Raw genomic sequence first — 16,929 nt, forward strand, 5'->3', positions numbered from 1 at the left:
TGGTATGACGAATCCCAGTGACGCGATGTTCGACGCCGCCTACCGCGGCGAAGCCGAGGAGATGGGCACAGGCACTCGGCCGCCGTGGAGCATCGGCGAGCCGCAGCCCGAGATCCGCGCGCTGATCGACGCCGGCATCTGTCACGGTGACGTGCTCGACGCCGGGTGCGGCGAGGCGGCGGTGTCGATGTACCTCGCCGAACGCGGCTTCACCGTCGTCGGACTGGACCAGTCGCGGACCGCCATCGACCTGGCACGAGCCGATGCCGCCCGCCGCGGGCTGGGCAACGCGACCTTCGAGGTCGCCGACATCAGCGCGTTCACCGGCTATGACGGCCGATTCGGCACGATCATCGACTCGACACTGTTCCACTCGATGCCGGTGGAGCTGCGCGACGGCTACCAGCAGTCGATCGTGCGCGCCGCGGCGCCCGGCGCGACGTACGTCGTGCTCGTCTTCGACCGGGCCGCGATGCCCGAGGGCGGTCCGGTCAACGCCGTCACCGAGCCCGAGCTGCGCGACGTCGTCGCCCGGTACTGGACGATCGACGACATTCGCCCCGCCCGCATCCACGCCGAGGTGCCGGAGTCCTTCGCCGCCGGATTCGCGACGTTCGCGGGCGCCGACATCCGCGACGAGGCGCCCGGCCGCAAGTCGGTGGGTGCCTGGCTTCTCACCGCGCACGCCGGCTGACACACCCGGGCGCCCCTGAGCGACGCGCGCGGCCTGCGATGAGGCAGGATGGGGGAGCCGTCTGCGGCATTCTCGGGGGCGGCCAAGCGCGAGCGAGAAGGAGTCGGATGGCGGACGGCACAGCCAACGGGGGCCCGACATCGTCGATCAGGCCCGCTTACAGCCGCGTACTGCTCAAGCTGGGCGGTGAGATGTTCGGCGGCGGGCAGGTCGGTCTCGACCCCGACGTCGTCGCGCTCGTCGCCCGCCAGATCGCCGAGGTGGTGCGCAGCGGCGTCCAGGTGGCGGTCGTCATCGGCGGCGGCAACTTCTTCCGCGGTGCCCAGCTGCAGCAGCGGGGCATGGAGCGCACCCGCTCCGACTACATGGGCATGCTCGGCACCGTGATGAACAGCCTTGCGCTGCAGGACTTCCTGGAGAAGGAAGGTATCCAGACACGCGTGCAGACCGCGATCACGATGGGTCAGGTCGCCGAGCCCTACATCCCGCTGCGCGCGCAGCGGCACCTGGAGAAGGGCCGTGTGGTGATCTTCGGCGCCGGGATGGGACTGCCCTACTTCTCCACCGACACCACCGCCGCGCAACGGGCCCTGGAGATCAGGGCGGATGTCGTGCTGATGGCCAAGGCGGTCGACGGGGTGTTCACCGCCGACCCGCGCACCGATCCCGATGCCACGCTGTTGACGTCGATCACGCACCGCGAGGTCATCGATCGCGGCCTGGCCGTGGCGGACGCGACCGCGTTCAGCCTCTGTATGGACAACAAGATGCCGATCATGGTGTTCAACCTGCTCACCGACGGCAATATCGCCCGCGCGGTCGCAGGTGAGAAGATCGGCACACTGGTCACCACCTCGTGATCGGTGATGTGATCGGCGAGCGAAGCGACGGGAGAAGATTCAGGTGATCGACGAGACGCTCTTCGATGCCGAGGAGAAGATGGAGAAGGCCGTGTCGGTGGCCCGAGACGACCTGGGGGCGATCCGCACCGGACGGGCCAACCCCGGCATGTTCAACCGGATCAGCATCGACTACTACGGCTCCGCGACCCCGATCACGCAGCTGTCGAGCATCAACGTCCCCGAACCGCGGCTCGTGGTGATCAAGCCGTACGAGGCCAACCAGTTGCGCAACATCGAGGACGCGATCCGCAACTCCGACCTGGGCGTCAACCCCTCCAACGACGGCAACGTCATCCGTGTCGCGATTCCTCAGCTGACCGAGGAGCGCCGCCGTGACCTGGTCAAGCAGGCCAAGGCCAAGGGTGAGGACGCGAAGGTCTCGGTGCGCAACATCCGCCGGAAGGCCATGGAGGAACTGAGCCGGATCAAGAAGGACGGCGACGCGGGCGAGGACGAGGTCACCCGGGCGGAGAAGGATCTCGACAAGACCACGGCGCAATACACGACCCAGATCGACGAGCTGGTCAAACACAAAGAAGGCGAGCTGCTGGAGGTCTGAGGTGACCGATCAGCAACCGACTCCCGTGGCAGACAAGCCGGTCGATCCAGCGCCGACCCAGAAGAAGTCCCGCGCCGGACGCAACCTTCCCGCAGCGATCGCGGTGGGTGTGGTGCTCGGGGCGATGGCGATCGGCACGCTGCTGTTCGCGCCGATCTGGTGGTTGCCGTTGTTGGCGGCGGCCATTGCGATCGCCACCCACGAGGTGATTCGTCGCCTGCGCGAGCACGGCTACGTGCTACCAGTGATCCCGCTGCTGGTCGGCGGCCAGGCGATGATCTGGCTGACGTGGCCGTTCGGCATGGCGGGACTGCTGGGCGGTTATGCCGGCACGATCGTCGTCGCCATGGTGTGGCGACTGCTCGGGCAGGGGCTGGGCAGCCAGCCCGTCAACTATCTCCGCGACATCGCAGCGTCCGTGCTGCTGGCCACCTGGGTGCCGATGTTCGCGGCGTTCACGGCGCTGCTGATCTTCGCCGACCACGGCGGCGTGCGCGTGTTCACGGTGATCGCCACGGTCGTGTTCGCCGACATCGGCGGCTATGTCGCGGGCGTGCTGTTCGGCAAGCACCTGATGGCGCCGGCGATCAGCCCCAAGAAATCCTGGGAAGGCCTCGGCGGATCGCTGGTGTTCGGCACCGCCGCCGCGGTGTTGTCCGTCACGTTCCTGCTGGACAAGCCGGCATGGGTCGGTGTCCCGCTGGGTGTGATGCTGGTGATCACCGGAGTGCTCGGTGACCTGGTGGAATCGCAGATCAAGCGCGATCTCGGCATCAAGGACATGGGCACGCTGCTGCCCGGTCACGGCGGTCTGATGGACCGCATCGACGCGATGCTGCCGTCCGCGGTGGCTGGATGGATCGTCCTGACCCTGTTGGCCTGAGATACTGGCTGCAGTCATGTCTGGTTCTGCCGGGGCTCCTTTGCCCCTCGTCTTCGATGCCCCGCGTCGCGCGATGCCGCCGCGGCACTTCGCCGATCTCGATGACGGCGGCCGGGCGGCCGCGGTCGCCGAGCTGGGGTTGCCGGCATTTCGCGGCAAACAGTTGGCCAATCAGTACTTCGGCCGGTTGATCGCCGACCCGACGCAGATGACGGACCTGCCGGCGGCGGTGCGTGAGCAGGTGGGCGAGGCCCTGTTCCCGACACTGTTCGCCGCGGCCCGGGAGATCGAATGCGATGCGGGGGAGACCCGCAAGGTGCTGTGGCGGGCGGCGGATCAGACGACGTTCGAGTCGGTGCTGATGCGCTACCCCGACCGCAACACCGTGTGCATCTCCTCGCAGGCCGGCTGCGGGATGGCGTGCCCGTTCTGCGCGACCGGGCAGGGCGGCCTCAAACGCAACCTGTCGACGGCCGAGATCCTCGAGCAGGTCCGGTCGGCGGCCGCCGAGCTGCGGGAGCGCGACGGCTCACGGTTGTCCAACATCGTGTTCATGGGCATGGGCGAGCCGCTGGCCAACTACAACCGCGTCGTCGCCGCCGTCCGGAAGATCACCGCACCCGTGCCGGAGGGCTTCGGCATCTCGGCGCGGTCGGTGACGGTGTCGACCGTCGGGCTGGCCCCGGCGATCCGCAAGCTCGCCGACGAGAAGCTCAACGTCACGCTCGCGCTGTCGTTGCACACCCCCGACGACGAGCTGCGCGACACCCTGGTGCCGGTGAACAACCGCTGGAAGGTCAGCGAGGCGCTCGACGCCGCACGCTACTACGCCGACGCGACCGGGCGGCGCGTGTCGATCGAGTACGCGCTGATCCGCGACGTCAACGACCAGCCGTGGCGGGCCGATCTGCTCGGCAAGAAGCTGCACGGCGCGTTGGGTCCGCTGGCACACGTCAACCTGATCCCGCTGAACCCGACGCCGGGCAGCAAATGGGATGCCAGCCCGAAGCCCGCGGAGCGGGAGTTCGTGCGCCGCGTGCGGGAGCGTGGGGTCTCGTGCACGGTGCGCGATACACGCGGCCGGGAGATCGCCGCGGCCTGCGGCCAGCTGGCGGCGCAGGGCTGAGTCAGCTGAGACGGACCAGGGTCTTGCCGATGTTCGCGCCGGTGAACAGCCCGTTGAGTGCGTCGACGCAGGACTCGATGCCCTCGTAGACGTGCTCGCGGTGCACGAGTAGGCCTTCGGCATCCCAGCGCCGCAACGCCGCGAATGCCTCGTCGAATCGGCCCCACTCGTCCAGGGCGTTGAAGCCCTGCATCAGTGCGGTCTTGGCGAGCAGGTTGACGTAGTTGCTCGGGCCCGGGTGCTCGCCGGTCAGATAGCTGGAGATGACCCCGCACAGCACCACCCGCGCCTTGTGGGCGAGCCTGCCGAGCACCGCGTCGAGGATGGGTCCGCCGACGTTGTCGAAGTACACGTCGACGCCGCGGGGACAGTGCGCCTTGAGCGCAGTCGGGAGGTCGTCGGTGCGGTAGTCGATGCAGGCGTCGAAGCCGAAGTCCTCGACCACTGCTCGGCACTTCTGCGGTCCTCCCGCGATGCCCACCACCCGGGCTCCGGCGATGCGCGCGATCTGACCCGCCACCGATCCGGTTGCCCCGCCTGCCGCCGACACCACGACGGTCTCCCCGGGCGCGGGCTTGCCGATGCCGGTCATGCCGAAATATGCGGTCGCGCCCGTCGGCCCGTACAGCGACATCACCGCGCGCTGGTCGACCTGATCGCCGGGACCCGGCACCGGGGTGGTGAACAGGTCGTCGCGCACGATCGTGTACTCCGAGAATCCGGTCAGCGTGGTCACCACGTCACCGACTGAATATGCCGGACAACGGGATTCGACGACCACGCCGATGCCTGCGGCGCGGATCACCTCACCCAGCGCCACCGGCGGCAGATAGCTCGGTTGGTCGTCGAGCCAGGTGCGCGCCGCGGCGTCGATGCCGACGTAGGTGGTGCGCACCAACGCCTCGCCGTCGGCGGGGGTGGGCGCAGTGCCTTCGACGAGTTCGGTGTCGTCCGGAGCGACGAGCCCCTGCGGTCGGCGGCGCAGCACGATCTGGCGGTTCGTCAGCGTGGGCACGTCGGTAGAACCTACCGAAACAGCGGCCCCGCCGGACCCGGTTGCGTCAGGGACGCCACAGCGCTTCCTGGGTGGTCGAGGCGACGAGCACCCCGTTCCGGTCGTAGAGCGAGCCCATCACCAGCCCGCGGGAGTCGTTGTGGTTGCGCGCGACCACGTCGTACAGGTGCCAGTCATGCGGGACGAAGGGCCGGTGGAACCACACCGAGTGGTCCAGGCTGGCGGCGAAGCCGGCGCCGGCGGGGAGCGTCACGCCCGACGGCCGCGCCGCGGGCACGGGACCGAAATCGGACAGGAACGCCAGCGTGCAGGCCCGCAGCAGCGGATCGTCGTCGACCGGCGTGCGAGAACGAATCCAGAACGGCGGCAGCGCAAGTGGGCTGCAGTTCCGGGCGGTGCGGATCTCGAGCCGGTCGGTGTACTCCAGACCCGCCACCTCGTGGTGCGCGTCGGCCAAGTCCAGCGTCAGCACCGTCACAGGCTGCTCGTCGGCCCCGGGTTCGGGGATGTGGAACGACGCGATCATCTCGAGGATGACCGCATCGTGCTGTACCGCGGTGACGCGCCGGGTGTCGAAGGACCGTCCGTCCCGGGTGCGTTCCACGCGGAACTCGACCTGCTCCCCGTATCTGCCCCCGCGGACGAAGTAGAGGTGCAGCGACTGGGGCAGCTTGGCCGGATCGACGGTGGCGCCCGCGGCGGCCAGTGCCTGCGCGGCGATCATCCCGCCGAACAAGGACACCCCCGGTCCGGAGTCGGGCGCGGTCAGGACGAAGACGTCGCCGTCGCGGCGATCGAACGTCAACAGCTCGGCGATCCAGCTCTTCTCGACACGTGTCATCGGGGGTGAACGCTATCGTGATGTGCCGTTATCGCACGGAATGGGTATGGGGTCCGGCAACGGTTCGCGGGTGAGGGCGGGTGAGTGAGTGAAGCGGCTCAACGGTGTGGACGCCATGATGCTCTACAGCGAGACTCCCGAGATCCACATGCACACCCTCAAGATCGGGGTGCTCGATGTGTCCCGGGTGCCCGGCTACGATTTCGATCTCTTCCGGAAGCTGGCGCTGCCGCGGTTGCACGCGCTGGCGCCGCTACGGTGCCAGCTGGTCGACATCCCGTTGAAGTTGCACCACCCCATGTGGGTGCAGAACGCCGAGATCGACGTCGACTATCACATCCGCCGCGCCCGGGTTCGTGCGCCGGGAGGGCGCCGCGAACTCGACGAGCTGATCGGTGAGATCGCCGGCACACCGCTGGACCGCTCGCGGCCGCTGTGGGAGATGTACGTGGCAGAAGGATTGCCGGACAACAAGATCGCGGTGATCCACAAAGTGCATCACGTGCTCGCAGACGGGATGGCCTCGGCGAATCAGATGGCGATGGTGATCGGAGCGGAGGAGCCCGACGTGCGCGGCGCACTCGCCGAGGCGCGAGCCGATTCGACCGCCCCGCTCAACCTACTGCGCGCCGCGGGCCGCGACCATGTGCGCGGGTTGCGCAGGGTGCCACGGCTGTTGGGCGAGACCGCGGCGGGCGTCGCGCGCGTCCGCCGCAGCGCCCGTGAGCGCGGACCCCACCCCGACTTGGCGCGCAACTTCGCCCCGCCACCGACGTTCATCAATCACGTCGTCTCCCCGGTGCGGCGCTTCGCCACCGCGCCGCTGGCTCTCGCCGATGTCAAGGACACGGCGCGCCATCTCGGTGTGACGCTCAACGACATCGTGCTCGCCACGGCGGCGGGTGCGTTGCGCCGGTTGCAGCTGCGCTATGACGGCGCCGCCGAGGCGCCGCTCATCGCCGGCGTACCCGTCAGCGTCGACACGTCTCCCACCCGCGTGATGGGGAACGAATTCACCTACATCACACCGTCGTTGCCCGTGCACGTCGCGGATCCGCTGGAGCGGGTGCGGTTGACGGCCACCGCCACGGCGATCGCCAAGGAGAACCACAGGCTGCTCGGCCCCACCCTGCTGCCCTCGTGGTTGTCCTACCTGCCGCCGGCGACCACGCCGCGCATCTTCCGGCAGCAGGCGCGGCGCCTGGAGTCGTCGCTGGTGATGAATCTGACGATCTCGAACGTGCCCGGTCCGCGGGAACGCGGCCTCGTGCACGGTGCGACGGTCAGCGAGATCTATTCGGTGGGCCCGATCGTGGCGGGCAGCGGCATGAACATCACGGTGTGGAGCTATGTGGACCAGCTGTCCATCTCGGTGCTCACCGACGACCGCACGCTCGACGATCCGCACGAAGCCACCGATGCGCTGCTGGGCGCATTCGCCGAGATCCGTGCCGCCGCCGGACTGCCGGAGACGTTGACGCCGGTCGCCGGCGCGTTACCGCTGGCCGTCTGAGCTAGCGGGTGTCGCGGTTGCGGTGCAGGTACCAGCTGCGCGCGACGTAGCCGAACAGCAGGGCCGCACCGGCGACCAGGAACCAGTCCTCGACGTGGCCCTGATGGTTGCCGTGCATCATCAGCAGCAGGAACACCCCTGCGAAGAGTCCGCCGATCTGCTGCAGCCGGGGGTTCTCCTTCGACCAGCCCCACTCGGCGGACGGCACGTCCTCGACGTCGACACCTGTGTGTCGTTCCACCTCGGTGCTTGCCACAGCTGCTCCTCTGGTCTCGGTGTTGGGGCCATTCTGACACAGGCCGTAGGCTGCCCGTCCATGGCAAGCCAGCAGTCGGACCGGCCCTTCGCCGACCGGGTGGTGTTCGTCACCGGCGCCGCGCGCGGGCAGGGCCGCGAACATGCGGTCCGGTTCGCCGAGGCGGGCGCCGACGTCATCGCGGTCGACGTGTGCGAGCAACTCGACAGCGTGGCCTACCCGATGGCGACCCCGGAGGATCTCGCCGAGACCGTGGCGCTGGTCGAGAAGACGGGCCGTCGCATCGTCGCCGAGCGCTGCGACGTCCGGGACCGTGACCGGCTGGAGTCCGTCGTCGCGCGCGGCGTCGACGAGCTGGGGCGGTGCGACTTCGTGCTCGCCAACGCCGGCATCATGCCCGCCACGGGTGCGCAGGGTCGCGACATCACCGCCTACATCGACGCTGTCGACATCATGCTCAACGGCGTCTACTTCACCGTCGACGCCGCGCTGCCGGCGCTGCTGGCCAACAGTGACGGCGGGGCGATCGTGATCACGAGCTCGGCCGCCGGGCTGAAGTCGGTCAGCACCGACCTGGCCACCATGACCCACGGCGCCGCGGGCTACACGGCGGCCAAGCACGGCGTGGTCGGCTTGATGCGGCACTTCGCCACCTCTTTGGCCGCCCGCAACATCCGGGTCAACTCCGTACACCCCGGCGGTGTCGCGACGCCGATGGTGCTCAACGAGGCGATGGCCGGGTTCATCACGGAGAACCCGTCGTTCGGGGAGTCCCAGATGCCGCTGATGACGCTGCCGATGATGGAGTCGGCCAGCGTGACCGACGCGATCATGTTCCTGTGCGGCCCGTCCGGGCGCTACATCACCGGCGTCGCGCTGCCGATCGATGCGGGCCTCCAGCTGCGTTAACCGAGGTTGCTGTAGCGGCGCAGCGCCTCCGCGCGCTCCTGGCTGTGATCGACGATCGGCTCCGGATAGTCGGCGGGCCGGTCGCCGTCGAGCTTGTGCACGTTGTCCACGTCGGCCAGTTCGGGCACCCAGCGCCGGATGTACTCGCCGTCCGGGTCGAACTTCGAGCCCTGCGTGGTCGGATTGAACACCCGGAAGTACGGCGCCGCATCGGTTCCGCACCCCGCCGCCCACTGCCAGCCGTGCTGATTGTTGGCCATGTCGCCGTCGACCAGCTGTTCCAAGAACCAGCGGGCGCCCCACTGCCACGGCAGGTGCAGATCCTTGACCAGGAACGACGCCACGATCATCCGGACCCGGTTGTGCATGAAGCCGCTCTCGGCGAGCTGACGCATCCCGGCGTCGACGATCGGGAAACCGGTACGACCCGCCTTCCACGCCTCGAACGCCCCCTGTGCGTCTTTGCCCTCGTCCACCTCCATCGCGTCGAACGCGGAGTTGAAGTTCCACCAGACGCTGCGCGGCCATTCCCACACCACTGACGCGTAGAAGTCGCGGAAGGCGAGTTCCCGCAGATATGCCGTGGCGCCCTTGCCCCGGCCGAGGTCGGCGGCCATCGTGCGGGGGTGGATGGCGCCGAACTTCAGGTGGGCCGACATCCTGCTGGTGGCGGCGAGATCCGGTCGGTTGCGGTCGTCGGCATAGCCGGACACCCCGTCGGAGAGGAATTCCTTCCATTGGCTGTGAGCGGCCTTCTCACCTGCCGGCAGGTCGATCTCGGCGTCACCCTTCGGGATGGTCACCGTCTTCGCGCCCTTGACGTCGCCGGGGTCGATCCAGCTCGCGCTTGTCGCGCTCGAGTCGGCCGGCGCCCGCCAGCCGTGCTTGCGCCAGGCGTTGAAGAACGGCGTGAACACCTTGTACGGGTCACCGTCGCCCTTGGTGACGCGCCCGGGGGACACCAGGTAGGGCGATCCGGTGGCGACGAGATCGACGTCACCGAGGGCGTCACGCACCTTCTCGTCACGAGCGCGGCCGAACGGCGTGAAGTCGTCGGACACGTGGACTGCGCTCGCGCCGACGGCGTTGGCCAGCTGCGGGATTCGCGTGTGGGGCGCTCCGCGCGTGACCAGGAGGCGGCCGTCGAGACTCTCCTGGAGATCCCGAAGCGCGTCGTAGAGGTAGCGCAGCCTGCGCGGGCCTGCGGACTTCTCCAACCGGGGGTCGAGAACGTAGCAGGCGAGGACGTCGCCGTCCTCGTCCGCGGCGGCCAAGAGGGCGGGGGAGTCGGCAAGCCGCAGATCGCGGCGAAACCACAGGACGGCGGGCATGTCTTGATGCTGCCCTGTGCGGCTGCGGCCGACGCCGAAACGAGGTTGACGGATCGGTGACGGTCCCGAACGACGCAGGCCCTGTGCCGTCAACGAGCCGGGCCCCCCGCCGAAAACGACGAGGGGCCCGGTCCGAGAACGGGTCAGGCTGCCGGTGGCATCAGGACCGTGTCGATGAGGTACACGGTCGCGTTGGCGGTCTTGACGCCGCCGCACACGACCGAGGCGTTGTTGACCATCAGGTGATCGGGCGTGCCCGTCACTGTCAGGTCGGCGCCCTGCACGGTCTTGTGGGTGCCCACCACCTGCGCGGGATCGGCCTGGCCGGGCACCACGTGGTAGGTGAGGATGTTGGTCAGCAGCGGGGCGTCGGTCTTGAGCTTCTCGATGGTCGCCGGGTCGATCTTGGCGAACGCCTCGTCTGTCGGGGCGAACACCGTGAACTCGGCGCCGTTGAGGGTGTCGACGAGATTCACCTGCGGATTGAGCTGACCCGAGACGGCTGCGGTCAGCGTCTTGAGCATCGGGTTGTTGGAGGCTGCTTCGGCCACCGGGGCCATCGACATGCCCTGGACCGAGCCCGGCCCGGTGGGTACCTCCGCGGCGTAGGCCGCGCATCCGGGGCCGACGGGCTGGGCGGCCGCCGACGGGGCGGTTCCCAGGACCAGGCCGGCAGCGGCGGCGGCGGTGAAACCCAGGGTTGCTGCGCGTCGTGCTGTGTTCATGACGTGTCTCCTTCTGTCTGCAGGGGTGTTGTGGCCGGGTCAGGCAGCCGGGGGCATCAGGACGGTGTCGATCATGTAGACGGTCGCGTTGGCGGTCTTCACCCCGCCGCAGACCAGCCCGGCGTCGTTGACCTTCAGGTCGTTCCCGGCGCCGGTCACCGTCAGGTTCGCGCCCTGGACGGTCTTGTGCTCGCCGGCGACCGCGTCGGGCGCGGCCTGGCCGGGCACCACGTGGTAGGTGAGGATGCTCGTCAGCAGGTCGGAATCGGTCTTGAGCTTTTCGATGGTCGCCGGGTCGATCTTGGCGAACGCGTCGTCGGTCGGGGCGAAGACGGTGAACTCGCCGCCGTTGAGGGTGTCGACGAGGTTGACGTTCGGGTTGAGCTGGCCCGACAGCGCCTGGGTCAGCGTCTTGAGCATCGGGTTGTTCGACGCGGCGACCGTGACCGGTGCGGCTGCCATGCCGGCGACCGAGCCCGGGCCGGACGGCACCTGCTCGGCGTAGGCGGCGCAGCCCGATCCGATGAGGTTGGCGGCCGGGTCCGCGGCGGCGCTCGAGGTCGGGGAGGTCGATGTGCCGGTCGCCGATTCGACGGCCGATGAGGCGGCGCTGGTTGCCGACGACGCCGTGCTGGCGGCCTCCTCGCTGGAGCACGCGGCGGCTCCGAAGATGGCCACGGCGGCCAGGCTCGCGGCGGTGACGGTCTTGCGCTTTACGGTGATCATCACTTGTTCCCTTCGGTGGGGCGGGCGTCGGTGCCCGTCCTTGGCTGACGCGGGTTATTCACCGCTGTTCGCGATGTGGATCGGTGCGGACGCCCCCCGTCACACTTGCGTCACAGTCACCTCACAGGTCCGGGTGCGGTCTGCGGCACGGCACAATGAACCCGTGACGCGACGCGTTCTGATCCTCGGCAGCACCGGATCGATCGGCACCCAGGCCCTCGACGTGATCGCCGCCAACCCCGATCAGTTCGAGGTCGTCGGGCTGGCCGCCGGCGGCGGCAACCTGGATCTGCTCGCCGAGCAGCGGGCGCGCACGGGGGTCACCACCATCGCCGTCGCCGATCCCGCCGCGGCGGAGAGGCTCGGTGACGTCACCCACAGCGGGCCGGACGCGGTGACCCGCCTGGTGCGCGAGACCGAGGCCGACGTCGTACTCAACGCGCTCGTCGGTGCCCTGGGATTACAGCCGACGCTCGCGGCGCTGGAGACCGGCGCGCGACTGGCATTGGCCAACAAGGAATCCCTGGTGGCGGGAGGTCCGCTGGTGGTCAAGGCCGCCGCGCCCGGCCAGATCGTGCCGGTGGACTCCGAGCACTCGGCGCTGGCGCAGTGTTTGCGCGGAGGCGCCCCCGACGAAGTGGCGGCGCTGGTGCTCACCGCCTCGGGCGGTCCGTTCCGCGGCTGGTCGGCAGAGCAGCTCGAGTCGGTCACCCCGGAGCAGGCGGGGGCCCATCCGACCTGGTCCATGGGACCGATGAACACACTGAATTCGGCGTCGCTGGTGAACAAGGGGCTCGAGCTCATCGAGACACATCTGCTGTTCGGCATCGACTATGACCGCATCCAGGTGGTGGTCCATCCACAGTCGATCGTGCACTCGATGGTCACGTTCACCGACGGCTCGACGCTGGCGCAGGCCAGCCCGCCGGACATGAAGCTACCGATCGCCCTGGCATTGGGTTGGCCGGCCCGCGTCGCGGGAGCTGCCGCCGCCTGCGACTTCACCACGGCGTCGACCTGGGAGTTCGAGCCGCTCGACGACGACGTGTTCCCCGCCGTGCAGCTGGCCCGTGAGGCCGGCCGGCGGGGTGGTTGCCTGACCGCGGTGTACAACGCCGCCAACGAGGAAGCCGCCGCGGCGTTCCTCGACGGCAGGATCGGATTCCCGGCGATCGTGCGCACCATCGAGGCCGTGCTGCGCGCTGCCGACCAGTGGGCCGCCGAACCAGCTACCGTGGATGACGTCCTCGACGCGCAGGACTGGGCGCGGATGCGTGCCCGTCGCGCCGTCGAGCACGATTTCGCAGGTAGCAGGGACTAGCAGGAGTAGAGGCCCACCAGATGATGTTCGCGATCGGCATCGTGCTCTTCGCACTCGCCATCCTGCTGTCGGTGGCCCTGCACGAGTGCGGCCACATGTGGGTCGCCCGCGCGACCGGGATGAAGGTGCGCCGCTACTTCGTCGGCTTCGGGCCCACGCTGTGGTCCACCCGTCGCCCCAACCGGCTGGGCTCCACCGAGTACGGCGTCAAGGCGGTCCCGCTGGGCGGCTTCTGCGACATCGCCGGCATGACCTCGGTCGAGGAGCTCGACCCCGAGGATCGCCCGTATGCGATGTACCGGCAGAAGACGTGGAAACGCGTCGCGGTGCTCGCGGCCGGGCCGGGGATGAACTTCGTCATCGGCCTGGTGCTGATCTACGCGATCGCCGTCGTCTGGGGGCTGCCCAACCTGCATCAGCCCACCAACGCGATGGTGGGGCAGACTGCCTGCGTCAAAGACGAAGTGACACAGGGCAACCTGGGGGAGTGTGTGACGGCCAGTCCGGCCGCGGCGGCCGGCATCCAGGCCGGTGACGTCATCGTCGCCGTCGGTGGCACCCCGGTGGCCAACTTCGACGAGATGTCCACCGCCGTCCGGAAACTCAACGGTCCGACCCAACTCACCGTGCAACGCGACGAGAACGGGCAGACTCGCGAGTTCGTCACCACCGTCGACGTCACGCCGAGCCAGCGGTTCGTGGCCAAGGACGGCGCGGACCCGACGCCCACCCAGGTCGGCACCATCGGCGTCGCGGCGGCCAGCTTCGGTCCCACGCAGTACAACCCGCTCTCCGCGGTACCGGCGACATTCGCGTTCACCGGGGACCTGGCCGTCGAGCTGGGCAAGTCGCTGGCCAAGATCCCGACCAAGGTCGGGGCGCTCGTGCAGTCCATCGGCGGTGGGGAACGGGACCCGGAAACCCCGATCAGCGTCGTGGGAGCCAGCATCATCGGTGGCGACACCGTCGAGGCGGGGCTGTGGGTGGCGTTCTGGTTCTTCCTCGCTCAGCTGAACTTCGTGCTCGGCGCGGTCAACCTGGTGCCGCTGCTGCCGTTCGACGGTGGCCACATCGCGATCGCACTGTATGAAAAGGTGCGCAATCTGTTCCGGTCCGCGCGCGGCAAAGTGGCCGCCGGACCGGTGAACTACCTCAAGCTGATGCCGGCCACCTACGTGGTGCTGGTGTTGGTGGTCGGCTACATGCTGCTGACCGTGACCGCCGACCTGGTCAACCCGATCAGGTTGTTCCAATAGGAAAGCTCTGATGACCTCCATCGGTTTAGGAATGCCGGCCGCGCCGGCGCCCGTTCTGGCCCCGCGTCGTCCCACCCGTCAGTTGATGGTGCGTGATGTCGGGGTCGGCAGTGACCATCCGATCTCGGTGCAGTCCATGTGCACCACCAAGACCCACGACATCAACGCCACGCTGCAGCAGATCGCCGAGCTGACCGCGTCGGGGTGCGACATCGTCCGGGTGGCGTGCCCTCGGCAGGAAGACGCCGATGCGCTGCCGGCGATCGCGAAGAAGTCGAAGATCCCGGTGATCGCCGACATCCATTTCCAGCCCAAGTACATCTTCGCCGCGATCGACGCGGGGTGTGCTGCGGTGCGGGTGAACCCTGGCAACATCAAGGAATTCGACGGGCGCGTCGCCGAGGTGGCCAAGGCCGCCGGCGATGCCGGCATCCCGATCCGCATCGGCGTCAACGCCGGTTCCCTGGACAAGCGGTTCCTGCAGAAGTACGGCAAGGCGACGCCCGAGGCGCTCGTGGAGTCCGCGCTGTGGGAGGCCTCGCTGTTCGAGGAGCACGGCTTCGGCAACATCAAGATCAGCGTCAAGCACAACGATCCCGTGGTGATGGTCGAGGCCTACCAGCAGCTCGCCGCCCAGTGTGACTATCCGCTGCACCTCGGTGTCACCGAAGCGGGGCCCGCTTTCCAGGGCACGATCAAGTCGGCCGTCGCCTTCGGGGCGCTGCTGTCCCAGGGGATCGGCGACACCATCCGGGTGTCGCTGTCGGCGCCGCCGGTCGAAGAGGTCAAGGTCGGCAATCAGATCCTCGAATCGTTGAACCTGCGGCCCCGTGGACTGGAGATCGTGTCCTGCCCGTCGTGCGGTCGTGCGCAGGTCGACGTCTACACCCTCGCCAACGAGGTCACCGCGGGCCTGGAAGGCATGGACGTTCCGCTGCGTGTCGCGGTGATGGGCTGTGTGGTCAACGGACCGGGCGAAGCACGCGAGGCCGACCTCGGGGTGGCATCCGGCAACGGCAAGGGCCAGATCTTCGTCAAGGGTGAGGTGATCAAGACGGTGCCCGAGGCGCAGATCGTCGAGACGCTCATCGAGGAGGCCATGAGGTTGGCGGCCGACATGGACACGTCGGAAGGTTCCGAGGATGCCAGCGGTTCACCGGTTGTGACCGTAAGCTGAGCGCAAGGTCCCGTTAGGGCTGCACAAGGGTCGTCGCAGAAAGAGTCCAGATGTCGGCTCCTCCGCTTTTTCGCCTCGTTGACGAGCGAAGGGTGTCGGTGGTGCGCGACATCCGGGACATGACCGCCGTCCGGCAGGTTCTCGACGACGATCCGGTGGCCTCGTGCATGGTCGCCTCCCGGGTCGCCGAACACGGCATCGAGCCGGCGGCCATCGGCGGCGAGCTGTGGACGAGGCGGCGTGCCAGCGAATCCCTCTGCTACGCCGGAGCCAATCTGATTCCGCTGCGCGGTGCAGCCGGTGATCTGAATGCGTTCGCGGACAAGGCGATGAGCACGTCGCGGAGGTGTTCGTCGCTGGTCGGGCGCGCGGAACTGGTGCTGCCGATGTGGCAGCGGCTCGAGCCGGTCTGGGGCCCGGCGCGCGACGTCCGAGCCCATCAGCCTCTGATGGCGCTCGCCACCGCCCCGGCCTGTGCAGTCGATCCCGCGGTCCGGCAGGTGCGCATGGACGAACTCGACGCCTACCTGGTCGCGGCGATCGACATGTTCATCGGCGAGGTCGGTATCGATCCCCGCATCGGTGACGGGGGCCGCGGGTACCGCCGTCGGGTCGCCGGACTGATCGCGGCGGGCCGGGCATGGGCACGTTTCGACCGGGGGCAGGTCGTCTACAAGGCGGAGGTGGGTTCGCAGTCGCCGGCCGTGGGGCAGATCCAGGGCGTGTGGGTGCATCCGGATCTGCGGGGCCGCGGTATCGGAACCGCGGGCACCGCCACCGTCGCGGCGGCCGTCGTGGCGAGCGGGCGCATCGCGAGCCTGTATGTGAACAGCTTCAACACGGTCGCGCGGGCCACCTACGCGCGGATCGGGTTCACCGAAGTCGCGTCTTTCGCCACGGTGCTGCTGGATTGATGCCCGACCAGGACGCGGCGCAGCGGACGATCATCGCCGATGCGATGGTGCGCGCATTGGAGCGCCGCCACGACGTGCTGGACGCGGTGGTGGCGTCCGAGGACTACGACGCCGCGATCGAAGCGCTGGAGGAACTGCTCGACACGAGTGCCGAGGCGGCCGAGGCCGTGCTGCGGTTGTCCTTCGACCGGCTGACCCGCGTGTCGCGGCGCCGGATCGCCGCGGAGCTGGACAGCCTGACGAGTCAGGTCTCGGAGAGCCCGGTCGAGCACGCGCCGGGGTCGGCCCGCCGGCTGCGGCTGCGGCCGTTCCGCGCGGACCTCGACGCCGACATCTTCGCCGCCCGCACCGGTGACGTCCGCGCTGCCGGCGACGGCACGGACTCGCCGCCGCGCGAGCTGGCCGACGAGATCCGCGACGCCGTGGCCCGGGTCGCGGCCGAGGAAGCGGCGTGGCTGGTCGCCGAGGTCGGCGGTGGCAAGGCCGGCACGGTCAAGGTCGGCATGGTGTTCGGTGAGCTGTGCGGCGGTGAGGTGGACGTGCGGATCTGGATTCACCCCGACCACCGCAAGCAGGGCTACGGCACGGCGGCGCTGCGGACCTCGCGTTCGGAGATGGCCGCGTATTTTCCCGCCGCGCCGCTCGTCGTGCGGGCTCCCGCCGCGGGCGCGTAATCCCCGCGCCGAATTCGACGAAATGGTCGATCTCTCTCGAACTTGTGCGCCCGAACGTCGGTTTGGGCGGTGATCCCGCGGTGCGCCTGCAGCGATATCGGATCGTG

General features: G+C 68.9%; 18 protein-coding genes. 12 read left to right on the forward strand and 6 right to left on the reverse strand.

Going from position 1 to position 16,929, the window contains the following annotated elements; all coding sequences use genetic code 11:
* Nucleotides 1-4 precede the first annotated feature (4 nt).
* From MHN84_RS08225 to rlmN, 5 genes are all read left to right on the forward strand, one after another.
* On the forward strand, nucleotides 5-694 hold the full coding sequence (locus MHN84_RS08225) for a class I SAM-dependent methyltransferase (protein WP_241204131.1): 690 nt from the start codon (nucleotides 5-7) through the stop codon (nucleotides 692-694).
* Nucleotides 695-801: 107 nt separating this feature from the next.
* Complete coding sequence (gene pyrH / locus MHN84_RS08230; protein WP_241204132.1) at nucleotides 802-1,554, forward strand: UMP kinase; 753 nt, start codon at nucleotides 802-804, stop codon at nucleotides 1,552-1,554.
* A gap of 43 nt (nucleotides 1,555-1,597) precedes the next feature.
* Nucleotides 1,598-2,155: a ribosome recycling factor gene (gene frr, locus MHN84_RS08235; RefSeq protein ID WP_241204133.1), complete on the forward strand. Its 558-nt coding sequence runs from the start codon at nucleotides 1,598-1,600 to the stop codon at nucleotides 2,153-2,155.
* A 1-nt stretch (nucleotide 2,156) separates the two neighbouring features.
* A complete protein-coding gene (locus MHN84_RS08240; RefSeq protein WP_241204134.1) occupies nucleotides 2,157-3,038 on the forward strand; it encodes a phosphatidate cytidylyltransferase in 882 nt (293 codons plus the stop codon).
* Nucleotides 3,039-3,054: 16 nt separating this feature from the next.
* Nucleotides 3,055-4,164, forward strand: a complete 1,110-nt coding sequence (gene rlmN, locus MHN84_RS08245) for a 23S rRNA (adenine(2503)-C(2))-methyltransferase RlmN (RefSeq protein WP_241204135.1) — start codon at nucleotides 3,055-3,057, stop codon at nucleotides 4,162-4,164.
* Nucleotide 4,165: 1 nt separating this feature from the next.
* On the opposite strand, the gene MHN84_RS08250 is transcribed toward rlmN, so the two are convergent.
* The gene (locus tag MHN84_RS08250) at nucleotides 4,166-5,179 is read right to left on the reverse strand and encodes a zinc-binding dehydrogenase (protein ID WP_241204136.1); all 1,014 of its coding nucleotides are present in this window, start codon (nucleotides 5,177-5,179) and stop codon (nucleotides 4,166-4,168) included.
* A 46-nt stretch (nucleotides 5,180-5,225) separates the two neighbouring features.
* Complete coding sequence (locus MHN84_RS08255) at nucleotides 5,226-6,020, reverse strand: acyl-CoA thioesterase II (protein WP_241204137.1); 795 nt, start codon at nucleotides 6,018-6,020, stop codon at nucleotides 5,226-5,228.
* Nucleotides 6,021-6,108: 88 nt separating this feature from the next.
* On the opposite strand from MHN84_RS08255, the gene MHN84_RS08260 reads away from it, so the two are divergent.
* On the forward strand, nucleotides 6,109-7,533 hold the full coding sequence (locus tag MHN84_RS08260; RefSeq protein WP_241204138.1) for a wax ester/triacylglycerol synthase family O-acyltransferase: 1,425 nt from the start codon (nucleotides 6,109-6,111) through the stop codon (nucleotides 7,531-7,533).
* Nucleotide 7,534: 1 nt separating this feature from the next.
* Here the strand turns inward: MHN84_RS08260 and MHN84_RS08265 are convergent, their stop codons facing one another.
* On the reverse strand, nucleotides 7,535-7,789 hold the full coding sequence (locus MHN84_RS08265; protein ID WP_241204139.1) for a DUF2631 domain-containing protein: 255 nt from the start codon (nucleotides 7,787-7,789) through the stop codon (nucleotides 7,535-7,537).
* A 60-nt stretch (nucleotides 7,790-7,849) separates the two neighbouring features.
* Between MHN84_RS08265 and MHN84_RS08270 the strand changes: the two genes are divergently transcribed.
* Nucleotides 7,850-8,698: a mycofactocin-coupled SDR family oxidoreductase gene (locus MHN84_RS08270; protein WP_241204140.1), complete on the forward strand. Its 849-nt coding sequence runs from the start codon at nucleotides 7,850-7,852 to the stop codon at nucleotides 8,696-8,698.
* Here the strand turns inward: MHN84_RS08270 and MHN84_RS08275 are convergent.
* The 3 genes from MHN84_RS08275 to MHN84_RS08285 form a co-directional block, all read right to left on the reverse strand.
* Nucleotides 8,695-10,029: a deoxyribodipyrimidine photo-lyase gene (locus MHN84_RS08275; protein WP_241204141.1), complete on the reverse strand. Its 1,335-nt coding sequence runs from the start codon at nucleotides 10,027-10,029 to the stop codon at nucleotides 8,695-8,697. The genes MHN84_RS08270 and MHN84_RS08275 overlap by 4 nt on opposite strands.
* A 143-nt stretch (nucleotides 10,030-10,172) precedes the next feature.
* Nucleotides 10,173-10,754, reverse strand: a complete 582-nt coding sequence (locus MHN84_RS08280) for a fasciclin domain-containing protein (RefSeq protein WP_241204142.1) — start codon at nucleotides 10,752-10,754, stop codon at nucleotides 10,173-10,175.
* Between the two features lie 39 nt (nucleotides 10,755-10,793).
* The gene (locus MHN84_RS08285) at nucleotides 10,794-11,480 is read right to left on the reverse strand and encodes a fasciclin domain-containing protein (protein ID WP_241204143.1); all 687 of its coding nucleotides are present in this window, start codon (nucleotides 11,478-11,480) and stop codon (nucleotides 10,794-10,796) included.
* A 163-nt stretch (nucleotides 11,481-11,643) separates the two neighbouring features.
* Between MHN84_RS08285 and dxr the strand changes: the two genes are divergently transcribed.
* Genes dxr through MHN84_RS08310 form a run of 5 tightly spaced genes read left to right on the forward strand, consistent with a single transcriptional unit; the run spans nucleotide 11,644 to nucleotide 16,822 of the window.
* Nucleotides 11,644-12,801, forward strand: coding sequence for a 1-deoxy-D-xylulose-5-phosphate reductoisomerase (gene dxr / locus MHN84_RS08290; RefSeq protein WP_374238338.1), 1,158 nt, complete (start codon nucleotides 11,644-11,646; stop codon nucleotides 12,799-12,801).
* Between the two features lie 20 nt (nucleotides 12,802-12,821).
* Nucleotides 12,822-14,057, forward strand: a complete 1,236-nt coding sequence (locus MHN84_RS08295) for an RIP metalloprotease (RefSeq protein WP_241204144.1) — start codon at nucleotides 12,822-12,824, stop codon at nucleotides 14,055-14,057.
* 10 nt (nucleotides 14,058-14,067) lie between these two features.
* Entirely contained in the window at nucleotides 14,068-15,234 is a 1,167-nt protein-coding gene (gene ispG / locus MHN84_RS08300; protein WP_241204145.1) for a flavodoxin-dependent (E)-4-hydroxy-3-methylbut-2-enyl-diphosphate synthase, read from the forward strand.
* A 50-nt stretch (nucleotides 15,235-15,284) separates the two neighbouring features.
* On the forward strand, nucleotides 15,285-16,148 hold the full coding sequence (locus tag MHN84_RS08305; protein ID WP_241204146.1) for a GNAT family N-acetyltransferase: 864 nt from the start codon (nucleotides 15,285-15,287) through the stop codon (nucleotides 16,146-16,148).
* Nucleotides 16,148-16,822 (forward strand): GNAT family N-acetyltransferase, encoded by a 675-nt coding sequence (locus MHN84_RS08310; RefSeq protein ID WP_241204147.1) that lies wholly within the window; start codon nucleotides 16,148-16,150, stop codon nucleotides 16,820-16,822. The genes MHN84_RS08305 and MHN84_RS08310 overlap by 1 nt, the downstream gene beginning before the upstream one ends.
* Nucleotides 16,823-16,929: the final 107 nt, after the last annotated feature.

The sequence above is a fragment of the Mycobacterium sp. PSTR-4-N genome, from assembly GCF_022348085.1.
Classification (GTDB): Bacteria; Actinomycetota; Actinomycetes; order Mycobacteriales; family Mycobacteriaceae; genus Mycobacterium.